The following is an 18,219-nucleotide window of genomic DNA, read 5'->3' as shown; positions in this document are numbered from 1 at the left end:
CATACTGAACTACATCCTTTCCTTTAACCGACAAGATGAAGAAAATGAATTAGTGGCAATACGAAAAGGAGACTATCAAATCTATCAAGAATCCCACCATGTCCCGGTAGAAGATTTCCTGAATCCTTCACTTCAAAATGCCGCTTCAATGCAGACTCAACCAAATCACCCAACTGGCCAACGATGGAAGCAATTATCGTAACAATAGCTAACATGAAATAAGAAGACGCTATTGGATAAAACAGTTGGAAAACAAACGCGAATAGAACAGCAAAAAGAATTCCACCAAGAAAGCCCTCTACAGTCTTATTAGGGGAAATTTCGGGCCAAAGTTTACGTTTCCCTAATTTTCTTCCTGTAAAATATGCTCCCGAATCAGTCGTCCAAATAACTAATAATGCATAGAAAACATATTCAAATCCATAAAATCGGGTTTCAATCAAGAAATAAAAACCAATGCCAAGATATAAGGCACTAAACGCAGTAAATGCCGCATGATCGAATGAAAAACGATTTTTCGAGATTACTGTAAAAATCAGCAAAATAAGTATGAGTGCGAATATCAATTCAGTTTTTGTATAACCGGTAAATTGCAGGACTTCCTTTGTCCATGTCGATGGCATTAAAAGGATAGCAAGCATGATCCATGTTAGGATTCCTTCAACTGAGAAAATACGAATGTTTTTCATACGCAGCAACTCGTATAAGCCTATTGAAGCGATGGCATAAATCGCTAATGTAAACGGAAAACCACCTATTATGACGAGTGGGAAAAAAATTGCAAATGCTACGATTGCTGTAATAATTCTCTGTTTCAAACTTCCTTATCTCCTTCCACACTCCCAAATCGCCTATGGCGCATTTGGAATTCTTCAATAGCATTAAGCATACATGATTCGTCGAAATCTGGCCAAAGAACATCTGTAAATGAAAATTCCGAATAGGCAAGTTGCCACAGCATGAAATTCGACAATCTAACTTCCCCACTTGTTCTAATCAGTAAATCTGGTTCAGGCAAATGTGAAGTCATTAAATGTGCATCAATCAAAGATTCATTAATATCATCTATAGATAATTGATTGTTTGCTGTCAATTGGACAATTTCTTTTACTGTCTCAACAATTTCGAGACGGCTTCCGTAATTCATTGCGAAATTTAGGATAAGACCGGTGTTTTTCGAGGTAGCCTCTTGCGCTTTCATAATTGCTTCTTTCGTATGAGGTGGCAACGCATCGAAATTACCGATTGTTTCTACTTTAACATTCTGTTCAATTAACTCAGGTAAATATGTAGATAAAAACTCGCCTGGAAGCTTCATGAGAAAATCAATTTCCATTCTTGGTCGTTTCCAGTTTTCAGTTGAAAAAGCGTATAACGTTAAGACTTTAATGCCGATATCATTCGCAATACGGGTAATTTTACGGACTGTTTTCATTCCTTCATGGTGACCAGCAATTCGCGGCAAGCTACGTTGTTTTGCCCATCTGCCGTTTCCATCCATAATAATGGCGACGTGTGAAGGTATTGTCCTACTTTTCACATTCTTAATCCTGTCGGAAATTGACATTTCGATCTCTTTAGTTTTTTTTCGCAACAGTTTTTCTAACATTCCGTTTCCTCCACTCGCCTGCTATTTGAGCAAGTACCTAGTCTATCGTATCAAATCAGCCAGCAAATTTCATTAAAACAGAGAACGTTTCGTTGAAATTTAGTATTCCCTGTTTAAGCCTATGCGTGCCTTCTTATAAAAATCAATGAGATAACAGTTGCTTTACGTTACAGGCGGACGCAATTTGGCAAAAAAAAGACGTCCTGAAGATAGGACGTCCGGAGATATAGAAAGTTCTTCAATCAGATTTCCATAATTTCGTTTTCTTTCGCTTTGGAAATCCCGTCAATCTTTTCAATGTACGAATCAGTTAATTTTTGAATCTCATCGCTTTCACGACGTAATTCATCTTCAGTGATTTCGCCATTTTTTTCTAACTTTTTCAACTCGTCATTCGCATCTCTACGAACGTTACGAATTGCAATTTTGGAATCCTCTGCTTCTTTTTTAACTTCTTTTACCAAATCCTTACGACGTTCTTCCGTCAAGGCAGGTACAGCCAAACGGATTACAGAACCATCATTGGAAGGGGTGATTCCGATATCAGATTTCAATATCGCTTTTTCAATATCCCCAATTGTCGTTTTGTCATAAGGTTGTATTACCATCAGTCTTGCTTCGGGCACAGAGATACCTGCCATTTGGTTTAACGGCGTTGGTGCTCCGTAGTAAAGGACATTGATGCGATCAAGCAATGACGCACTTGCACGTCCAGCACGGATTGAAGCCAATTGTCGTGAAAATGCTCCAATCGCTTTCTCCATTTTATCTTTCGTTTGATCCATTAATTCTTTCGGCATTTACCCATTCCTCCTCACAACCGTACCAATCGGTTCCCCTAATACGGCTTTTTTAATATTTCCATTATCCATTATTGAGAATACTACGAGAGGGATATCATTGTCCATACAAAGGGTTGAAGCTGTTGAATCCATAACTTCAAGTCCTTGGCTAATTACTTCTAAATACGTAAGATCAGTGTATTTCACTGCGTTCTTATCTTTAAGTGGATCAGCAGAATAGACGCCGTCAACATTGTTTTTCGCCATTAGAATGACATCGGCTTCTATTTCAGCCGCCCTAAGAGCTGCAGTCGTATCAGTAGAGAAGTAAGGGTTCCCTGTTCCAGCGGCAAAGATGACGACACGTTTCTTTTCAAGATGTCGAATTGCTTTTCTCCGTATGTACGGTTCAGCCACTTGGCGCATTTCGATAGAAGATGAAACCCGTGTTTCGACTTCTAGTTTTTCAAGTGCATCTTGCAGTGCCAATGAATTCATCACTGTGGCAAGCATACCCATGTAATCAGCAGTTGTACGGTCCATTCCCATCTCGCTGCCAATCTTTCCACGCCAAATATTCCCTCCGCCAACTACGACTGCAACTTCTACACCAAGATCCGTGACCTCTTTCACTTGTGCTGCAACTGTTTTAATGATTTCAGGAGATAATCCGAATCCCTTTTCACCTGCGAGTGCTTCACCGCTAAGCTTTAAGACAATTCTTTTGTATTTTGGGACGCTCATATGTACCCTCCGTCTATAATTTTCTTGAAAAATAGGGAACACAAAGTTGTGTCCCCTAAATTATTTTGTATTCATTAAATGTGAATTAGTTGCCTTTAACTTGGCTCATAACTTCTTCAGCAAAGTTATCTTCACGTTTTTCGATTCCTTCACCTACAGCATAGCGAACGAATTCTTTCAAAGTGCCACCAGTGGACTTAACGAAGTCACGGACTTTTTGATCTGAATTTTTAACGAATGCTTGGTCAAGTACACAAATCTCTTCGAAGTATTTACCAAGACGGCCTTCAACCATTTTAGCAACGATATTTTCAGGCTTGCCTTCGTTCAACGCTTGTTCTGTAAGAACTTTACGCTCGCGCTCTACTTCTTCTTCAGACACTTCGTCACGTGAAATGTATTTAGGGTTCAATGCAGCGATATGCATTGCAACGTCTTTCGCTGCATCAGCGTCTGTTGTACCTTCAAGTATTGTTAATACAGCAATACGGCCACCCATGTGTAGGTATGGACCGAATGCGTCGTTGTCTGTTTTTGTTTTCACTTCAAAGCGACGAAGAGTGATTTTCTCTCCGATTTTCGAAACAGCATTAGAAATATGGTCAGCGACTGAAAGGCCGTTATCCATTTTAGATTCGTTTGCTTCTTCGATTGTAGCTGGTTTTACTGCAAGAAGGTGTTCACCAAGTTCTTTTACAAGTGTTTGGAATCCTTCGTTTTTCGCAACAAAGTCTGTTTCAGCGTTTACTTCGAAGATGACTGCTTCGTTGCCGTTAACGATGATTTCAGTTGTACCTTCTGCTGCAATACGGTCAGCTTTTTTAGCTGCGCTTGAAAGACCTTTTTCACGAAGGAAGTCTACTGCTGCTTCCATATCACCGTTTACTTCAGTTAGTGCTTTTTTGCAGTCCATCATACCTGCGCCAGTTTTTTCACGAAGTTCTTTTACCATTTGTGCTGTAATTGCCATTATAATTTCCTCCTGTATGAGTGATTTGTGACGACAATACTTTAGCATCAACTGTTGATTTCCGCTACAAGCTAATGCTTTCCGCTTCAATCAACAAAAATTGCTAAAAACATACAAATTGCCTACAAAAACAATTCTTTAAAAAAGACGATAAGGGGGTTGGCCGCTTATCGTCTGTTCATTTCTTGAATTTACTCTGCAGCTACTGCTTCAGACGCTTCTTCTGATACTTCTTCGTCTGCGCCTTGTCTTGATTCGATCAACGCATCTGCCATTTTGCTTGTTAGTAAGCGAACAGCACGGATAGCGTCATCATTTGCAGGAATGACGTAGTCGATTTCATCCGGATCACAGTTCGTATCAACAATACCGACGAGTGGGATGTTCAATTTGATAGCTTCAGCCACAGCGATGCGTTCTTTGCGTGGGTCAACAACAAAGATAACATCTGGCAATGATTTCATGTCACGAATACCGCCAAGGAATTTCACAAGACGATCGTGTTCTTTTCTTAGTTCAGAAACTTCTTTTTTAGGAAGTACAGAGAATGTACCGTCCTCTTCCATAGTTTCGATTTTCTTCATACGTGCAACACGTTTTTGGATTGTTCCAAAGTTTGTAAGTGTACCACCAAGCCAACGTTGGTTGATGTAGTACATTCCAGCACGTTCTGCCTCTTCTTTGATAGCATCTTGTGCTTGTTTTTTTGTTCCGACGAAAAGTACTTTTCCGCCATCAGCACCAACTTGACGCATGAAGTCGTATGCTTCTTCAAGTTTTTTCACCGTCTTTTGAAGATCGATGATGTAGATTCCGTTACGTTCTTGGAAGATAAATTTCTTCATTTTCGGATTCCAACGACGAGTTTGGTGTCCGAAGTGTACACCTGCTTCAAGCAGTTGTTTCATTGAGATTACTGACATTTGATTTTCCTCCTATTTGGTTGATTTCCTCCGTATGTTTCATCCGATGGAGTTACCTTTCGGCACCGATTCCATCGTCCACGTACGTGTGTAGTAACACCATTTGATAATATACCATAGCGGTAATAAATTTGCAACTTTGTTCAACGGAGTTTGAGTAGTAGTTCTACCTCGGTTTTTCCTTTGCCGAGGGTTTTGGCGATCTCTTCTATTGTTTTGCCTTCATCGAACATCGAGATGGCGCGTTGGTGGTCGTTCTGTTCGGGAGTTGGGCTTACTGTTTTTTTCACTGTAGGGGCATTCTGATAGGACTTCAATGCAATATTTACAGGAATATTTGGTTGAACGATTGTAAATTCGTCTTCCTTATCCGCAATCTTTGTCTCACGGATATGGTTTACTTCCTCTTGTACTTTTATAAGTACTTTCTCTTCACGCTTTTCAATGATATTGATAAGCCTTTCATTTTCCTCTTTTAATTCGGCAAGGTAAGCGGCAATTGCGTTATCCATTTCAGCCATAAGCCGCTCTTGCTTTTTTTCTAGGTTGTTGAATTTGGATATTCTCATATATAGAAGTGCGATGACGTAAAAACTGACCATTTGTAAAACGAATAACAATAATAAAAATAACGAACTCATATGTTTAACCCGTAAAGTCGACGAATGACCCTTTATAAGGGTGCATCGCTTTCTTTTCCTCTTCTCTTTGTTGACGATTTCTTGGTGATGACTCCTTTTCTTGTTGACTGCTTTTCGAGTCGGGATCTGTTTTTGCGAGTTTGTCAGACTGCATGACAGTCTCACGGCTTTTCAATAGTTCTTTTTCGTTTAACGTTTGGGCATGTCCATGGTCAATTTGATGTTGTTGCTGCTTTTGCTCAGTTATTTTACCAGCATCGAAAGTTCTTGGAATTGCAATTTGGAGTTCGATTCCTTTTAAGCTCATAAAATCCCTCCATCCACTACTTCAGGTAATAGTGACTTTCTTAGTTTGAAAAGCGCTTTAGAATGAATTTGAGAAATTCGTGAAGTCGATAACCCGAAAATCTCACCTATTTCGGTCAAGGTCATTTCATTCGTATAAAATAGGTCTAATACCAGTTGTTCATTCGAATTTAAATCTTTGATTTTCATTGTTAAATCTTGAACAAGCTCGCCCATCATTACTTGATGCTCCGGAGTTCGTTCATGATGATCTTGTATAGTATACGAATTACCTTCCTCATCTTCGACACCTACTCGTTCCTCCATCGATAGAACGTTTGAGAAGTAGTGTTCGTGCATTGTCTGATAGACCTCATCCACTTTTAGGCCAAGGTGATCGGCAATTTCTTCCGGAGTGGCATGTCGCAATAATTTTTGTTCTAACTTTCTAATTTCATTCTCCATCTTTTTTGACTTTTCCCGGGCTAACCTTGGCATCCAATCATCTTTACGTAGCCCGTCTATTATCGATCCACGTATCCTGAATGATGCATATGTATCAAATTTCAAATCTCTGTTTGGATCGAATTTTGTTAACGCGTCGAATAGTCCTTGGAGTCCAAGGCTTGTAATATCATCCCTTGATACATTGCGGGGCAGACCGGAACTGATTCGTTGCACATGATAATTGACAAGTGGAGTATATTTTCGGACTAGGATATCACCTGCATCTGAATCCCTTTTTTCCAACCATTGTATCCAAATTTTATCTTCATCCGTTACATCCTGTTTAGACATGAACTCACCCCAATCTCCATGTTACGACATTCATCCGCATAGTTTGACTATAATTATAGCAAACGCCACTGAAAAAAAGCGACTTTTTCAGTCCCCTCAATACCTTTCCATATACCGTTCAGGAATCCATAATTACCGCTTTCAAATTTCCTTCATTCCTTCTTTAACCGTTCGGATGCTTAATTTAGTCGATATGGGGTCAAATTCAATTGAACGACCTCTTGAACCCCCTGTATCTTCTGCAATGATAGGGATTGAAAGTTGGCTAAGCACCGTCTTGACCGCTTCTACATTTCGTGGACCAATGCGGATTGTATCTTTTGATCCGAATTGAAACATTTGTGCTCCACCAGCAATTTTAGCTTTCAAAGAATTTGGATTTACTCCCTTATCTTTTAACAATTCCACCAATGAATAGATACCTGTGTCTGCAAATTTAGCCTTATTACTACTATCTAATCGCCCACGATTTGAATCAGGCAGCATCACATGCACAAGTCCAGCAATTTCGATTGATTCATCATATAGAACAACACCAACGCAAGACCCTAAACTCGATGTCCTGATTTTTTGAGGAGCTTTAACGATCTTCATATCCGCAATGCCAACTCTAACAGCATTATTCGATGTATCCATTTATAGAACACCTAACGAACGAAATAAGGAAATATACGCCTCAGGGTTTGGAAGCAGAAAAAAATGCCCATCTACACTAGAACTACCTTCAACGATAATTTGGGTATCTATGATAATGGCCTCGTCGTAATGATGCGATAGTTCAATTAGTCCGTAACTAATAATAGCGCCCACCATATCTACACAGAGTGATGGAACTGTGGGCTGAATATTCAACTTGGTGAAATCCGATAAAGCCGAGAGATACGACCCTGCTAAAATATTACCAACTTCTTGCATCGCAGATACCGCCAATTCCGAAACCGTTGAATTATGAAAATCGATTGAGTTTTCACCTATCAATCTTTTAATCAGCTGATTTGCAGATTTCAGAGGCAATAGATAAAACATATTACCGGAAAGATCTCCGTCGATCTTTTGCAGTATACCGACGACAATTCTTTCGGAACCTCCTGCCAAATCGAACATTTCATCGAATGAAACAATATTGACGTTTGGTACAAGCATCTCAATTTTCTTATCCAACAACTGGGATAACGAAGTGGCAGCGTGTGCTGCACCGATACTTCCAATTTCTTTTAAGACATCGAGATGGATATCCGTAATTTTATAGTCAATATTCATCGACACTCACTCGTTTCACAGGAATCAGTACTTCATCTAAATTCAGCATAACCAATATTCGTTTATCGATTTTTGCAACGCCATTGATGAATTCAGACTCCACAGAGCCCACCACTTTCGGTTGTGGCTCTATTACATCCTTTGGAATATCAATAACATCGGTCGCCATATCAACGATTAATCCAACTTTAAACTTGTCACACGAAACGATGATGATCCGGGTATCTTCATCAAACGGTTTCATCTCCAATTGAAATCGTGTTCGTAAATCAATGATTGGTGTAATAACCCCTCTAAGATTGACGATGCCTTTTACATAGGAGGGTGTTAGTGGGACATTTGTTATTGGAAGGATCATTTCAATCGACTCAACCACGTCAACATTTAGCATATACTCTTTCTCTGCCAACTGGAATACAACTACTTTGATTACTTCTTCATTTTTGTCCCAACTGTCAGATGTAGCCATCCGAACTCCCTCCCGTCTATTTTATTAATGCATTGCAATCTACGACTAATGCAACTTTGCCGCTACCAAGAATCGTAGCACCAGAAATGGCATATACGCTTTGCAAGTAATCGCCAAGTGATTTTAGTACAATTTCTTGCTGTCCAATGAATGAATCCACCATTATGCCGGCCATCTTCTCACCCTTTTGGACAATAACGATTGATTGAAATACTCTTGTTTCGTCACAATTGTTCATCTCAAAGATTTCTTTTAAATTTACAAGTGGTACAATATTTCCCCTCACGTCAATTAACTTTTGGTTATGGGCATTCATAATATCTGAAGTTCTAATAATGGCCACTTCAAGAATCGAGGAAAGTGGAATGGCATATACATCCTCACCTAAATTCACAAGCATTACAGAAATGATTGATAGTGTAAGTGGCAATTGTATTTGGAATAGTGTTCCTTGATCCTGTTCGGACTTTATTGTGATATATCCTCCAAGGGATTCTATCTTACTTTTCACAACATCCAATCCGACGCCCCGGCCAGATAAATCGGTAACCCTTTCAGCTGTTGAAAAACCCGGTGACATGATCAATTCTAAAATTTGATCATCTGTCAATGAAGATGCAATCTCTTTACTGACTATCCCACTATTAATGGCTTTCTCTAAAACAAGTTCCTGGTTAATGCCTGCCCCGTCATCTTCCAATTCGATATAGACATGGTTCCCCGAATGAAAAGCACGTAGAGATATAGACCCGTCAGCAGGCTTTCCTTTTTCAAATCGTACTGCAGGACTTTCTATTCCGTGGTCAATAGCATTTCGAATTAAATGAACGAGTGGGTCACCAATTTCATCCATAACTGTGCGATCCAGCTCGGTTTCAGTACCTGTAATTTCAAGATTAATATCTTTACCTAAATCACGTGCCATTTGACGTACCATTTTAGGGAAACGGTTAAACACTGTTTCTACTGGAACCATTCTCATTTTAAGAATAATACTTTGAAGGTCGCTAGTTATCCGTGTCATACGTTCCACAGTTTCATCTAAATCTTCATTATGTAATTCGTTGGCGATGGATTGTAGGCGCCCTCTATCAATTATTAGTTCCTCAAACAGATTCATTAAATTATCGAGCCGATCTGTATTGACACGGATTGTTTTGTTGGTTTGATGGACAGTTCGTACTCTACTGTCTTTTTTAGGATTTATCTCTGCCACGGCATATCCTTGGCTTTCATCCTGATCAGATGTTTGAATAGCCCCTTCCGTAACCGGAAGTACAAGAACGTTCTCCACTTCTGATATATTCATTACCTGTTTTCTTAGTGTATCAGCTTTGCTTTTTGTTAATAAAACGATAGTGAATAGAAAATCAAAGTCTTCGTTTTCCAGCTGTTCAATAGATGGAGTCGACTTAATGATTTCGCCGAACTTCTCGACTAACTCAAACACCATGAATACACGGGCAGCTTTTAATATGCAATCTTCACGTAGTAAGACGCGTATCTCAAATGCATTGAAACCCTCTTCATGTGATTGACGAATAACTGTCATTTCATATTCATCGTATACGATTGCCTGTTCAACAGTCTTTTTTCTTGAGGTCAACAGGATTGAATGGTCAGATTCAATCCTGTTTAGTGCGTTTAAGATTTCACTTACATCTTTTTCACCTGTTCCTCCGGCTTCTATCTCCAACACCATTTCTTCCAATAAATCGACTGCTTTAAAGACTGTATCGAGAATTTCTGTCGTCACAATGATTTTGGAATTACGTATCGCATCAAGAATATTCTCCATTTTATGTGTCACTTCGACAATATTTCCGTAGCCCATCGTTGCTGCCATGCCTTTTAACGTATGTGCAGAGCGGAATATTTCATTAACAATGGATACGTCTTGCGAATTTTTTTCAAGTTTAAGTAAGAGTTCATTACATGCCTGTATATGTTCTTTACTTTCGTCCAAGAACATACCCAAGTATTGAGCTATTTCCATTCTTATTGTCGCCCCCCTCTGCGATGTATGACCCATAAAATTGTCGTAGTTGTAATTCCTTGTGTAAGCCAAGCCACTTTTGTCCCAATCTACATGGTTCTTTCGCTACTTAAAACCTATTGCCCTATTGATTGAAATTCATATACAATAGATTCCGGGTTTGGCTATAAATAGGTAATGAGGTGTTATTATTGACGCCCTTTCATAAAAATCCCCTTCAATTTGCCAATGAATCCAGTCTCTCTTTTCAGCTCTGTTTCATTCAAATGGACAAATTTATCGGCTATTGCCGACATACATTTTGAAATTGGAGCGTTCGGATAAAGGAGTAAAAAGGGTTTTTGGGCTAATACAGCTTTTTGTACAGATGGATCTTCAGGTAGAAAACCTAAAATTGCTGTTTCCTTATCTAAAAACTTTCGCATTGCAAATTGCAACCTTTTTACTGCGTCGTTTCCACCATCTCGTTTGGTCAGTCGATTGCTGACAATATGGAACTCTTTCTCTTGATCTTTCAGATAGATGAATTTCATCATGGAATATGCATCCGTAATGGACGTAGGTTCAGTCGTAGAGATAACAATGACCTCATCTACGGATAGAATTAGATCGATAGATTGCTGGGTGGCACCTGCCGCCATATCAAAAAGGATGAAATCGTATTCTTGCTGTAATTGTTCGAAAGCAGTAAATAAACGATTTAACGTGTCCTCGGACCATTCCAGTACGCTATCTAACCCCGATCCACCCGATATATATACCAACCCTTCATTTTCAACATTAATAACATCTTCCAATTCCATATCACCAATTAAATAGTCTTGCAAACTGTTTTTCGGTGATTCCCCTAAAAGAATTGAAATATTGCCCATACCTATATCCATATCAATAACAATGACTTTCTTTCCTTTTTTTATAAGGGAGTGCGCAAAGTTAATGGAAAAGTTAGATTTTCCTACTCCTCCTTTTCCACTAACAATTGCAATAGATCGCGCTAATTCACCCTTGGCCTTCAACATTTTCAATCTAAGTGCTTCGGCTTGATCACGCATGTTTAACACCTACCAATAGCAGATTGAGCATTGCTTCAAGATTAGCCTCCATAATATCCTCAGGCACTTCCTGACCGTCCGTAAAATATGCCGTCCCTATTTTATATTCTTTCATCAAATTAAACATTTGACCAATCGAGCCGGTTTCATCCACTTTAGTGAAAATGAATTTCTCAATCGGGAATGAGGAAAACATCTCGATAATCTTCCTCATATCAGCTTCCTTTGATGTAACGGATAGGACAAGGAAAGATTCCATATTAATCGAAAAATCAATAATACGGTTCAAATCGTCCAAAAATTTCTTTTCCATATAATTACGTCCGGCAGTATCGATAAATATCAAATCAAGATCTTTCATTTTATCTATCGCTGCTTTAAAATCATTGCTGTTATAAACTACTTCAACTGGTGCCTGCAGTAAGTTTGCATATGTCCTAAGTTGCTCAATTGCTGCAATTCGATATGTATCAGTTGTTATAAATCCAATCTTTTTCCTATTTTCCAGAACCGCTCTCGCTGCAATCTTAGCAATTGTAGTTGTTTTTCCTACACCAGTCGGTCCAAGTAGGTTTACGTATTTTTTATTAAATGAAATGCCACCGAATGGTAAATCAGAATACTGTTTCATCATAAAATCTTTTACAATCTGAAGCTGTTCCGCCATTGTGAAGTCTTTCTTCTCTGACTTCATTAAAGAGAAAATTTCAGTGCCAATTTTTAACACCATCTCTTTAGACAGATCTTGTTGCTCCAATGATGCAAGCAAAGGTTGTAATTCTTCAGGAAGGCTTCCGAAAGACGCCACTTGTTTCATTTCCTGTAAAAGTTTCTTCATCTCATTCATTTCTTTTTGAATTTCTGAATCAGTCTTTTTCACGACTGGTGAATATTGCGGGAGTATTGGCGGTTCAGCCGGTTTCGTCACATTCCTGTCCAACCCGGCAACAACTTCCACGGACTTTTTTCTGAACATCCCCAAAAAACCTTTCGATTTAACAACGGATGAGCTAAGTATGACGGCTTCCTCCCCCAGATCCTTTCGTACTTGCTTCATCGCTTCAACCATTGTCTCCGCTGTATATTTCTTCATCTTCATCAAATTTCCACCACCCCTACACTTTGGATTTCAATTGATGCTTCAAGTTCATTGTATGATAAAACAGGTATTTGCGGGAAGTATCTCTCTGTAATTTGCCTTAAGTACATTCGTATTGCCGGCGAACAAAGAATGACAGGTGATTGATCCATCAATGCCACCCTTTCTATCTCTCTTGCTATCGATTCCAAAATCTCTTGTGAGTGTGACGGGTTGATGGATAGATAGTTTCCTTGCTCGGTTTGCTGGATGTTATCAGCAATTAACTTTTCAATTTTCCCTGACACGGTCAATACTTTTAATGTATCCACCCCGGCCGAGTATTGGGTTGTAATTTGCCGTGCAAGTGATTGTCGGACATATTCTGTTAATAAATCGATATCAGATGTATATTTCGAGTAATCCGCGAGAGTTTCAAATATAATAGGAAGATTGCGGATTGAAACATTCTCTCTTAATAACTTGGCCAATACTTTCTGGATTTCACCAATTGAAAGTGGCGTAGGTGTAAGTTCTTCTACCAATATCGGATAGGTTTCACTAATGTGATCTACAAGTTGTTTTGTTTCCTGGCGACCAATTAGATCAGCTGCATTTGCACGAATCACTTCTGTAAGATGGGTTGATACGACGCTTGGCGGGTCTACGACAGTATAGCCCATAATTTCAGCATCTTCTTTAACATCCTCTGTAATCCATTTTGCTGGCAAGCCAAATGAAGGCTCTATCGTATCTATTCCACTGATGGAATCATCACCGCCTGGACTCATTGCGAGATAATGATCAAGAAGAAGGTCTCCCTTTGCCAACTCATTCCCTTTGATTTTAATTCTATACTCATTCGGTTGAAGTTGAATATTATCCCTAATCCGTACGACTGGAATGACCAATCCTAACTCAAGTGCAAGCTGCCTTCTAATCATAACAACCCGGTCAAGTAGGTCACCTCCTTGCTGGGCGTCTACCAACGGAATAAGTCCATACCCGAATTCAAATTCGATTGGGTCAACATTCAATAGGTTGACAACGTTTTCCGGACTTTTCATACCTTCTGTTTCAACTTCCTCCGCCATTTCCAACAATTCGTCCGGATTCTCGTCCGGCTTTTTAGACATTATGTATGCGCCTATTGCCAATGACGCTGCAATTGGAATCGTGACGAAATCTTGAATTGGTGTAAAAAGGCCTAACAGGAAAATCGTTGTTGCAGCCACATAGAGAAGTTTTGGTTGTCCAAATAGTTGCTTAGTAATATCAGAGCCAAGATTCCCCTCGGAAGCTGCCCGTGTTACGACGATACCAGTTGCTGTCGAAGTGAGCAATGCAGGTATTTGGGATACAATCCCATCACCTACTGTTAGTTGGGAAAATTTCATGGCGGCTTCTGCAAATGGCAAGCCCATTTGAACAACCCCTATAATCATCCCTACAAGGAGGTTTATGATTACAATGATGATACCAGCAATGGCATCACCCTTAACAAATTTTGTCGCTCCATCCATCGCTCCATAAAAATCCGCCTCATTACTAACTTTTTCACGGCGCATTCTTGCTTCTGATTCGGAAATCATACCTGCATTTAAATCCGCATCAATACTCATCTGTTTACCCGGCATCGCATCTAACGTGAAACGTGCTGCAACTTCAGAAACGCGTTCCGCACCTTTTGTTATGACGACGAATTGAATAATTACTAAAATGGCAAAGACAACAAGACCTACAACAATATTCCCCCCTGTAACAAATGTTCCAAACGTATCAACAACGCCACCGGCATCTCCTTTTGAAAGAATTGCCCGTGTCGTTGAAACATTTAATCCAAGACGAAATAGTGTTAGCAATAAAACTAAAGAAGGGAAAATTGAAAACTGTAAAGCTTCCTGCATATTCATCGAAGTCAATAAAACCATTAGGGCGAGCGTAATATTAATAATTATTAAAAAGCTCAATAACCAAGGCGGTAATGGGATGACAAGCATGGCGACTATCATAATGACTGCCGTCAATATACCAATATCCTTAAATTGCATGTCATCCCTTCTTTCTCAATAATCCTAAATTTTTCTTTGTATTCTGTAAACGTACGCCAAGATTTCAGCAACGGTTTTGAAAAACTGATCAGGTATTCGATCACCAATCTCAAGATCGTCGTAAAGGGCTCTTGCCAAAGGACGATTCTCCACCATAACAATATTATTCTCTTTGGCTATTATTTTGATCTTTTGGGCGATAAAATCTGCCCCTTTTGCAATGACAATCGGGGCATCCATCTTTTCATCATCGTATTTCAATGCAATCGCGTAGTGAGTTGGGTTTGTAATGACTACATCCGCCTGCGGGACTTCTTGCATCATCCTTCTCATAGCCATCTCTCTTTGACGCTGCTTTATTCGCGATTTGATGATTGGGTCCCCTTCAGTATTTTTATATTCATCCTTAATATCCTGTTTGGACATTCGAAGGTTTTTTTCATAGTCAAATTTCTGGTAAAAGAAATCTAATATAGCGATAAATAAAAGAACAAAGGAAGCCACAATTCCCATAAGACCAACCAATTGACCAACAGTAAGCAGCGTATTTTCGGGAGTCTTATAAGCAAGGCCCAAAACTTTATCTAAATTCATGACAAGCAATAGTGTTGTTGCAAAACCAATGAATGAGATTTTCAATAACGACTTCATAAGCTCCACAAGAGCCCGGATCGAGAAAATACGTTTTAATCCTTTTATTGGATCAATCTTTTTCAAATCGAATTTCAATGGCTCAGTAGTGAACAATAGCCCAAATTGGAACAGATTACCGGCAATACTTGCAATTACAGCAATTGCCATAATCGGTAATAAAATATATGCCATCTGGATAATCATGTCTTTATAGATCATCATGGAACTATCAATCGATAGTGATTTAATAGATAAAAACTCAGTAAATGAATGGTTGAAAAACACAAAAAAACGATCCCGCATAAGACCTGCTGTAAAAAAAAGAAATAGAAAAATGCTGAGAAGGACAACTGCACTCGTCACATCCTGACTCTTCAATACCTGTCCTTTTTTTCGTGAATCCTGTCGTTTCTTCGGAGTGGCTTTTTCAGTTTTTTCACCGGCAAAGAACTGTAGATCAAGTCTAATCATGTATTAGCCACCCCCTAAGAGAAGCATAAGATCCCTCATTGCGGCAATCATCACTTCAAACAATTTACGCATCATCGTAATCATTACCGTAAACATTGTCGCAAGTACTAGAAAACTAACTCCTATTTTAATCGGAAAACCGACAACGAATATATTTAATTGCGGTACTGTCCTTGCTGTTATCCCAAGTGCAAGGTCGACTAAAAATAAGGTTGCGACGATTGGAACTGACATTTGAAATGCGATTGCAAATGATGTAGCAAATGTCTTAATGACGAACTCGACGACACGTTCACTCCCGAAAGACGGCCAAAGCATATCGATGGGTATAAAGCGATAACTATAAAAAATTCCATCCAATAGCATATGATGACCATTCAACGTCAATAAGAGCAACATGGCTAAAACATTAAAAAACTGTCCCAATAACGGAGATTGTGCGCCTGTTTGCGGATCGATAACGTTTGCTATCGCAAACCCCATTTGAAAATCGATAAACCCACCAGCAACCTGAATTGCCGAAATGACAATATAGGCAATTATACCGATAAAAAGTCCGGTTGTTGCCTCCTTAATAACAAGCAATATATATAAGCCATCAATCTGCAGTTCGGGTGCATCGATGGTATATACCATCATCCAAGATAATAGAGCTGCAAAAATAATTCTATGCGTCGAAGGAATCGCACGGTATGAAAATAGCGGCACAGTTATGATAAAGGCTGTTACCCTTGTTAAAACTAATAAATAGACAGCTATAGAAGGTAAAAGAGCTTCCATTCAATCACCCTATGTATCGAACAAGATTTTCGAAAATGTCCGATGCAAAAGCGGTCACCCTGGATAACATCCATGGCCCGAAAAATATTATAGCCACAAGTACTGCAATGATTTTAGGTACAAATGCAAGAGTCTGTTCCTGTATTTGAGTCGTAGCCTGAAAAATACTAACAATCAATCCCGTGACCAATGCCACAATCAAAAGTGGACCAGAGGCTAATAATATTACCCATATTGCACGTTCAGCGATCGCTATGACCAATTCGCCTGACATTCATACCACTCCTATACTTAAAAACTATCTATTGGCCGAAAGCGACAAATAATTCCCGCTAAAAACTTTGCAACAATGATTTGACAATAAGATACCAGCCATCAACGAGAACGAACAGAAGAATCTTGAATGGTAATGAAATCATTACAGGCGGTAACATCATCATCCCCATCGACATCAGAACACTTGCGACAATCATATCAATGACAAGGAAAGGTATGAATATCATAAAGCCCATTTGAAAGGCTGTCTTTAACTCACTTAAGGCAAAAGCCGGTACCATCATAGTTAACGGAATATCTTCCAACGTCTCAGGGCGTTCTGCCTGATTGTAACGCAGGAATAGTTCCAAATCTTTTTGTCGTGTATGTTTACTCATAAATTCTTTAAACGGCATGCTTGCACGATCATATGCCTCTTCAAGTGTTATTTCCTCGGCGAATAATGGTGTTAATGCCGTTTCGTTTACTTGTTGAAAGGTTGGAGCCATTATAAAAAAAGTTAGAAATAGTGCTAAGCCAACAATAACCTGATTTGGTGGCATCTGTTGTGTTGCAAGTGCTGTTCGGACAAATGAAAGCACAATCACAATCCTTGCAAATGATGTCATAAGAATAAGAATTGCAGGTGCAAGTGACAACACCGTTAGAAGAAGGAGCATTTTGATAGATGTCGACACGTTGGAAGGATTACTATCAGAGAAAAACTGCATAAAATCATTCATCTTTTCTGTTCTCCTTTTCCTTCAGGCGGTTCAAATGTTTTTTCCGTTCCTCCTTTAATTCATCAAGTCTGGACGTGAAAATCTTTCCAAAATCAACCGACTCTTCATCTGTCGAGCCGCTCTTACTTTTAAGTAGTGTCATTATTTTATCAACAAAGTTAGATGAGCTTTGCTCGTCTTCATTTTCAAAATAATTTTCAAGCACATTAATTTCTTCGGGATCTGTAATTTCTTTAAGCAAACGAACTTCATCACCAACACCTACGATGAAATAAGTCTCTCCGATAACGACTAATTGGATTGACTTATTTTGACCAAGTGAAAGTCCGCCAATGTTTTTCATCAATCGATGCTGATTGAACATTCTATTTTTCCGGTTAATGAACTTCAATAAAGCGAATAGAAGCGCTATGACAAACAGTAACGCGAATAGCGTCTTTACATAATCCCAAAAGGATAATCCAAACGTCTCCTTGTTAGCCGGATCGCCATTAATTGATTCACTACTATCAAATTCACTTTCAGGCTCTTGTTCACAGTCCTCATTTTTTCCAAGGCAATCAAATATGGATTTATTACCATCGGCTTCGGCATGAACCTTATCCGTTTGACCTACGTTTAAAACAATAAAAGTAAGCAGGCAAGTTAAGACTATTTTTAAACCATTTGTAAAGTTCAT

Annotated in this window: 21 protein-coding genes; all 21 read right to left on the bottom strand. The window is 39.1% G+C overall.

Annotated features, from left to right (window positions below):
- Positions 1 to 23: 23 nt before the first annotated feature.
- Positions 24 to 818 (bottom strand): phosphatidate cytidylyltransferase, encoded by a 795-nt coding sequence (locus tag NSQ43_RS09880; RefSeq protein WP_339249752.1) that lies wholly within the window; start codon positions 816 to 818, stop codon positions 24 to 26.
- The gene (locus NSQ43_RS09875) at positions 815 to 1,609 is read right to left on the bottom strand and encodes an isoprenyl transferase (RefSeq protein WP_339249750.1); all 795 of its coding nucleotides are present in this window, start codon (positions 1,607 to 1,609) and stop codon (positions 815 to 817) included. The genes NSQ43_RS09880 and NSQ43_RS09875 overlap by 4 nt, the downstream gene beginning before the upstream one ends.
- A 242-nt stretch (positions 1,610 to 1,851) precedes the next feature.
- Positions 1,852 to 2,409: a ribosome recycling factor gene (gene frr / locus NSQ43_RS09870; RefSeq protein ID WP_339249748.1), complete on the bottom strand. Its 558-nt coding sequence runs from the start codon at positions 2,407 to 2,409 to the stop codon at positions 1,852 to 1,854.
- Positions 2,410 to 3,135, bottom strand: a complete 726-nt coding sequence (pyrH, locus tag NSQ43_RS09865) for a UMP kinase (RefSeq protein WP_339249746.1) — start codon at positions 3,133 to 3,135, stop codon at positions 2,410 to 2,412.
- A gap of 85 nt (positions 3,136 to 3,220) precedes the next feature.
- A complete protein-coding gene (tsf, locus tag NSQ43_RS09860; RefSeq protein WP_339249744.1) occupies positions 3,221 to 4,105 on the bottom strand; it encodes a translation elongation factor Ts in 885 nt (294 codons plus the stop codon).
- A gap of 191 nt (positions 4,106 to 4,296) precedes the next feature.
- Positions 4,297 to 5,028: a 30S ribosomal protein S2 gene (rpsB, locus tag NSQ43_RS09855; protein ID WP_339249740.1), complete on the bottom strand. Its 732-nt coding sequence runs from the start codon at positions 5,026 to 5,028 to the stop codon at positions 4,297 to 4,299.
- Between the two features lie 143 nt (positions 5,029 to 5,171).
- Complete coding sequence (locus NSQ43_RS09850) at positions 5,172 to 5,669, bottom strand: hypothetical protein (protein ID WP_339249738.1); 498 nt, start codon at positions 5,667 to 5,669, stop codon at positions 5,172 to 5,174.
- 4 nt (positions 5,670 to 5,673) lie between these two features.
- A complete protein-coding gene (locus NSQ43_RS09845; protein WP_339249735.1) occupies positions 5,674 to 5,976 on the bottom strand; it encodes an RNA polymerase subunit sigma in 303 nt (100 codons plus the stop codon).
- Entirely contained in the window at positions 5,973 to 6,752 is a 780-nt protein-coding gene (locus NSQ43_RS09840; RefSeq protein ID WP_339249733.1) for a FliA/WhiG family RNA polymerase sigma factor, read from the bottom strand. Before NSQ43_RS09840 ends, NSQ43_RS09845 begins: the two co-directional genes overlap by 4 nt.
- A 141-nt stretch (positions 6,753 to 6,893) precedes the next feature.
- Entirely contained in the window at positions 6,894 to 7,388 is a 495-nt protein-coding gene (locus NSQ43_RS09835; protein ID WP_339249731.1) for a chemotaxis protein CheD, read from the bottom strand.
- Positions 7,389 to 8,012 carry a chemotaxis protein CheC gene (locus tag NSQ43_RS09830; protein ID WP_339249730.1) on the bottom strand — a complete coding sequence of 208 codons (624 nt, stop codon included), beginning with the start codon at positions 8,010 to 8,012 and terminating at the stop codon, positions 7,389 to 7,391.
- Positions 8,002 to 8,481 carry a chemotaxis protein CheW gene (locus NSQ43_RS09825; RefSeq protein WP_339249728.1) on the bottom strand — a complete coding sequence of 160 codons (480 nt, stop codon included), beginning with the start codon at positions 8,479 to 8,481 and terminating at the stop codon, positions 8,002 to 8,004. The genes NSQ43_RS09830 and NSQ43_RS09825 overlap by 11 nt, the downstream gene beginning before the upstream one ends.
- A 16-nt stretch (positions 8,482 to 8,497) precedes the next feature.
- Entirely contained in the window at positions 8,498 to 10,477 is a 1,980-nt protein-coding gene (locus NSQ43_RS09820; RefSeq protein ID WP_339249727.1) for a chemotaxis protein CheA, read from the bottom strand.
- 188 nt (positions 10,478 to 10,665) lie between these two features.
- Positions 10,666 to 11,529: a MinD/ParA family protein gene (locus NSQ43_RS09815; RefSeq protein ID WP_339249726.1), complete on the bottom strand. Its 864-nt coding sequence runs from the start codon at positions 11,527 to 11,529 to the stop codon at positions 10,666 to 10,668.
- Positions 11,522 to 12,628, bottom strand: a complete 1,107-nt coding sequence (flhF, locus tag NSQ43_RS09810) for a flagellar biosynthesis protein FlhF (RefSeq protein ID WP_339249724.1) — start codon at positions 12,626 to 12,628, stop codon at positions 11,522 to 11,524. The genes NSQ43_RS09815 and flhF overlap by 8 nt, the downstream gene beginning before the upstream one ends.
- Entirely contained in the window at positions 12,628 to 14,658 is a 2,031-nt protein-coding gene (flhA, locus tag NSQ43_RS09805) for a flagellar biosynthesis protein FlhA (RefSeq protein WP_339249723.1), read from the bottom strand. The genes flhF and flhA overlap by 1 nt, the downstream gene beginning before the upstream one ends.
- Positions 14,659 to 14,682: 24 nt before the next feature.
- Positions 14,683 to 15,762, bottom strand: coding sequence for a flagellar biosynthesis protein FlhB (gene flhB, locus NSQ43_RS09800; protein WP_339249722.1), 1,080 nt, complete (start codon positions 15,760 to 15,762; stop codon positions 14,683 to 14,685).
- Between the two features lie 3 nt (positions 15,763 to 15,765).
- Positions 15,766 to 16,542, bottom strand: a complete 777-nt coding sequence (gene fliR, locus NSQ43_RS09795) for a flagellar biosynthetic protein FliR (protein WP_339249720.1) — start codon at positions 16,540 to 16,542, stop codon at positions 15,766 to 15,768.
- 4 nt (positions 16,543 to 16,546) lie between these two features.
- Positions 16,547 to 16,816, bottom strand: coding sequence for a flagellar biosynthesis protein FliQ (fliQ, locus tag NSQ43_RS09790; protein WP_339249718.1), 270 nt, complete (start codon positions 16,814 to 16,816; stop codon positions 16,547 to 16,549).
- Positions 16,817 to 16,874: 58 nt separating this feature from the next.
- Complete coding sequence (gene fliP, locus NSQ43_RS09785; RefSeq protein WP_339249716.1) at positions 16,875 to 17,540, bottom strand: flagellar type III secretion system pore protein FliP; 666 nt, start codon at positions 17,538 to 17,540, stop codon at positions 16,875 to 16,877.
- Positions 17,533 to 18,219, bottom strand: coding sequence for a flagellar biosynthetic protein FliO (locus NSQ43_RS09780; protein WP_339249714.1), 687 nt, complete (start codon positions 18,217 to 18,219; stop codon positions 17,533 to 17,535). The genes fliP and NSQ43_RS09780 overlap by 8 nt, the downstream gene beginning before the upstream one ends.

It is taken from the genome of Sporosarcina sp. FSL W8-0480 (genome assembly GCF_037963765.1).
Lineage (GTDB): Bacteria > Bacillota > Bacilli > Bacillales_A > Planococcaceae > Sporosarcina.
The sequence above is the reverse complement of the archived record's forward strand: the minus strand, read 5'-3'. Positions and strand labels throughout refer to the sequence as shown.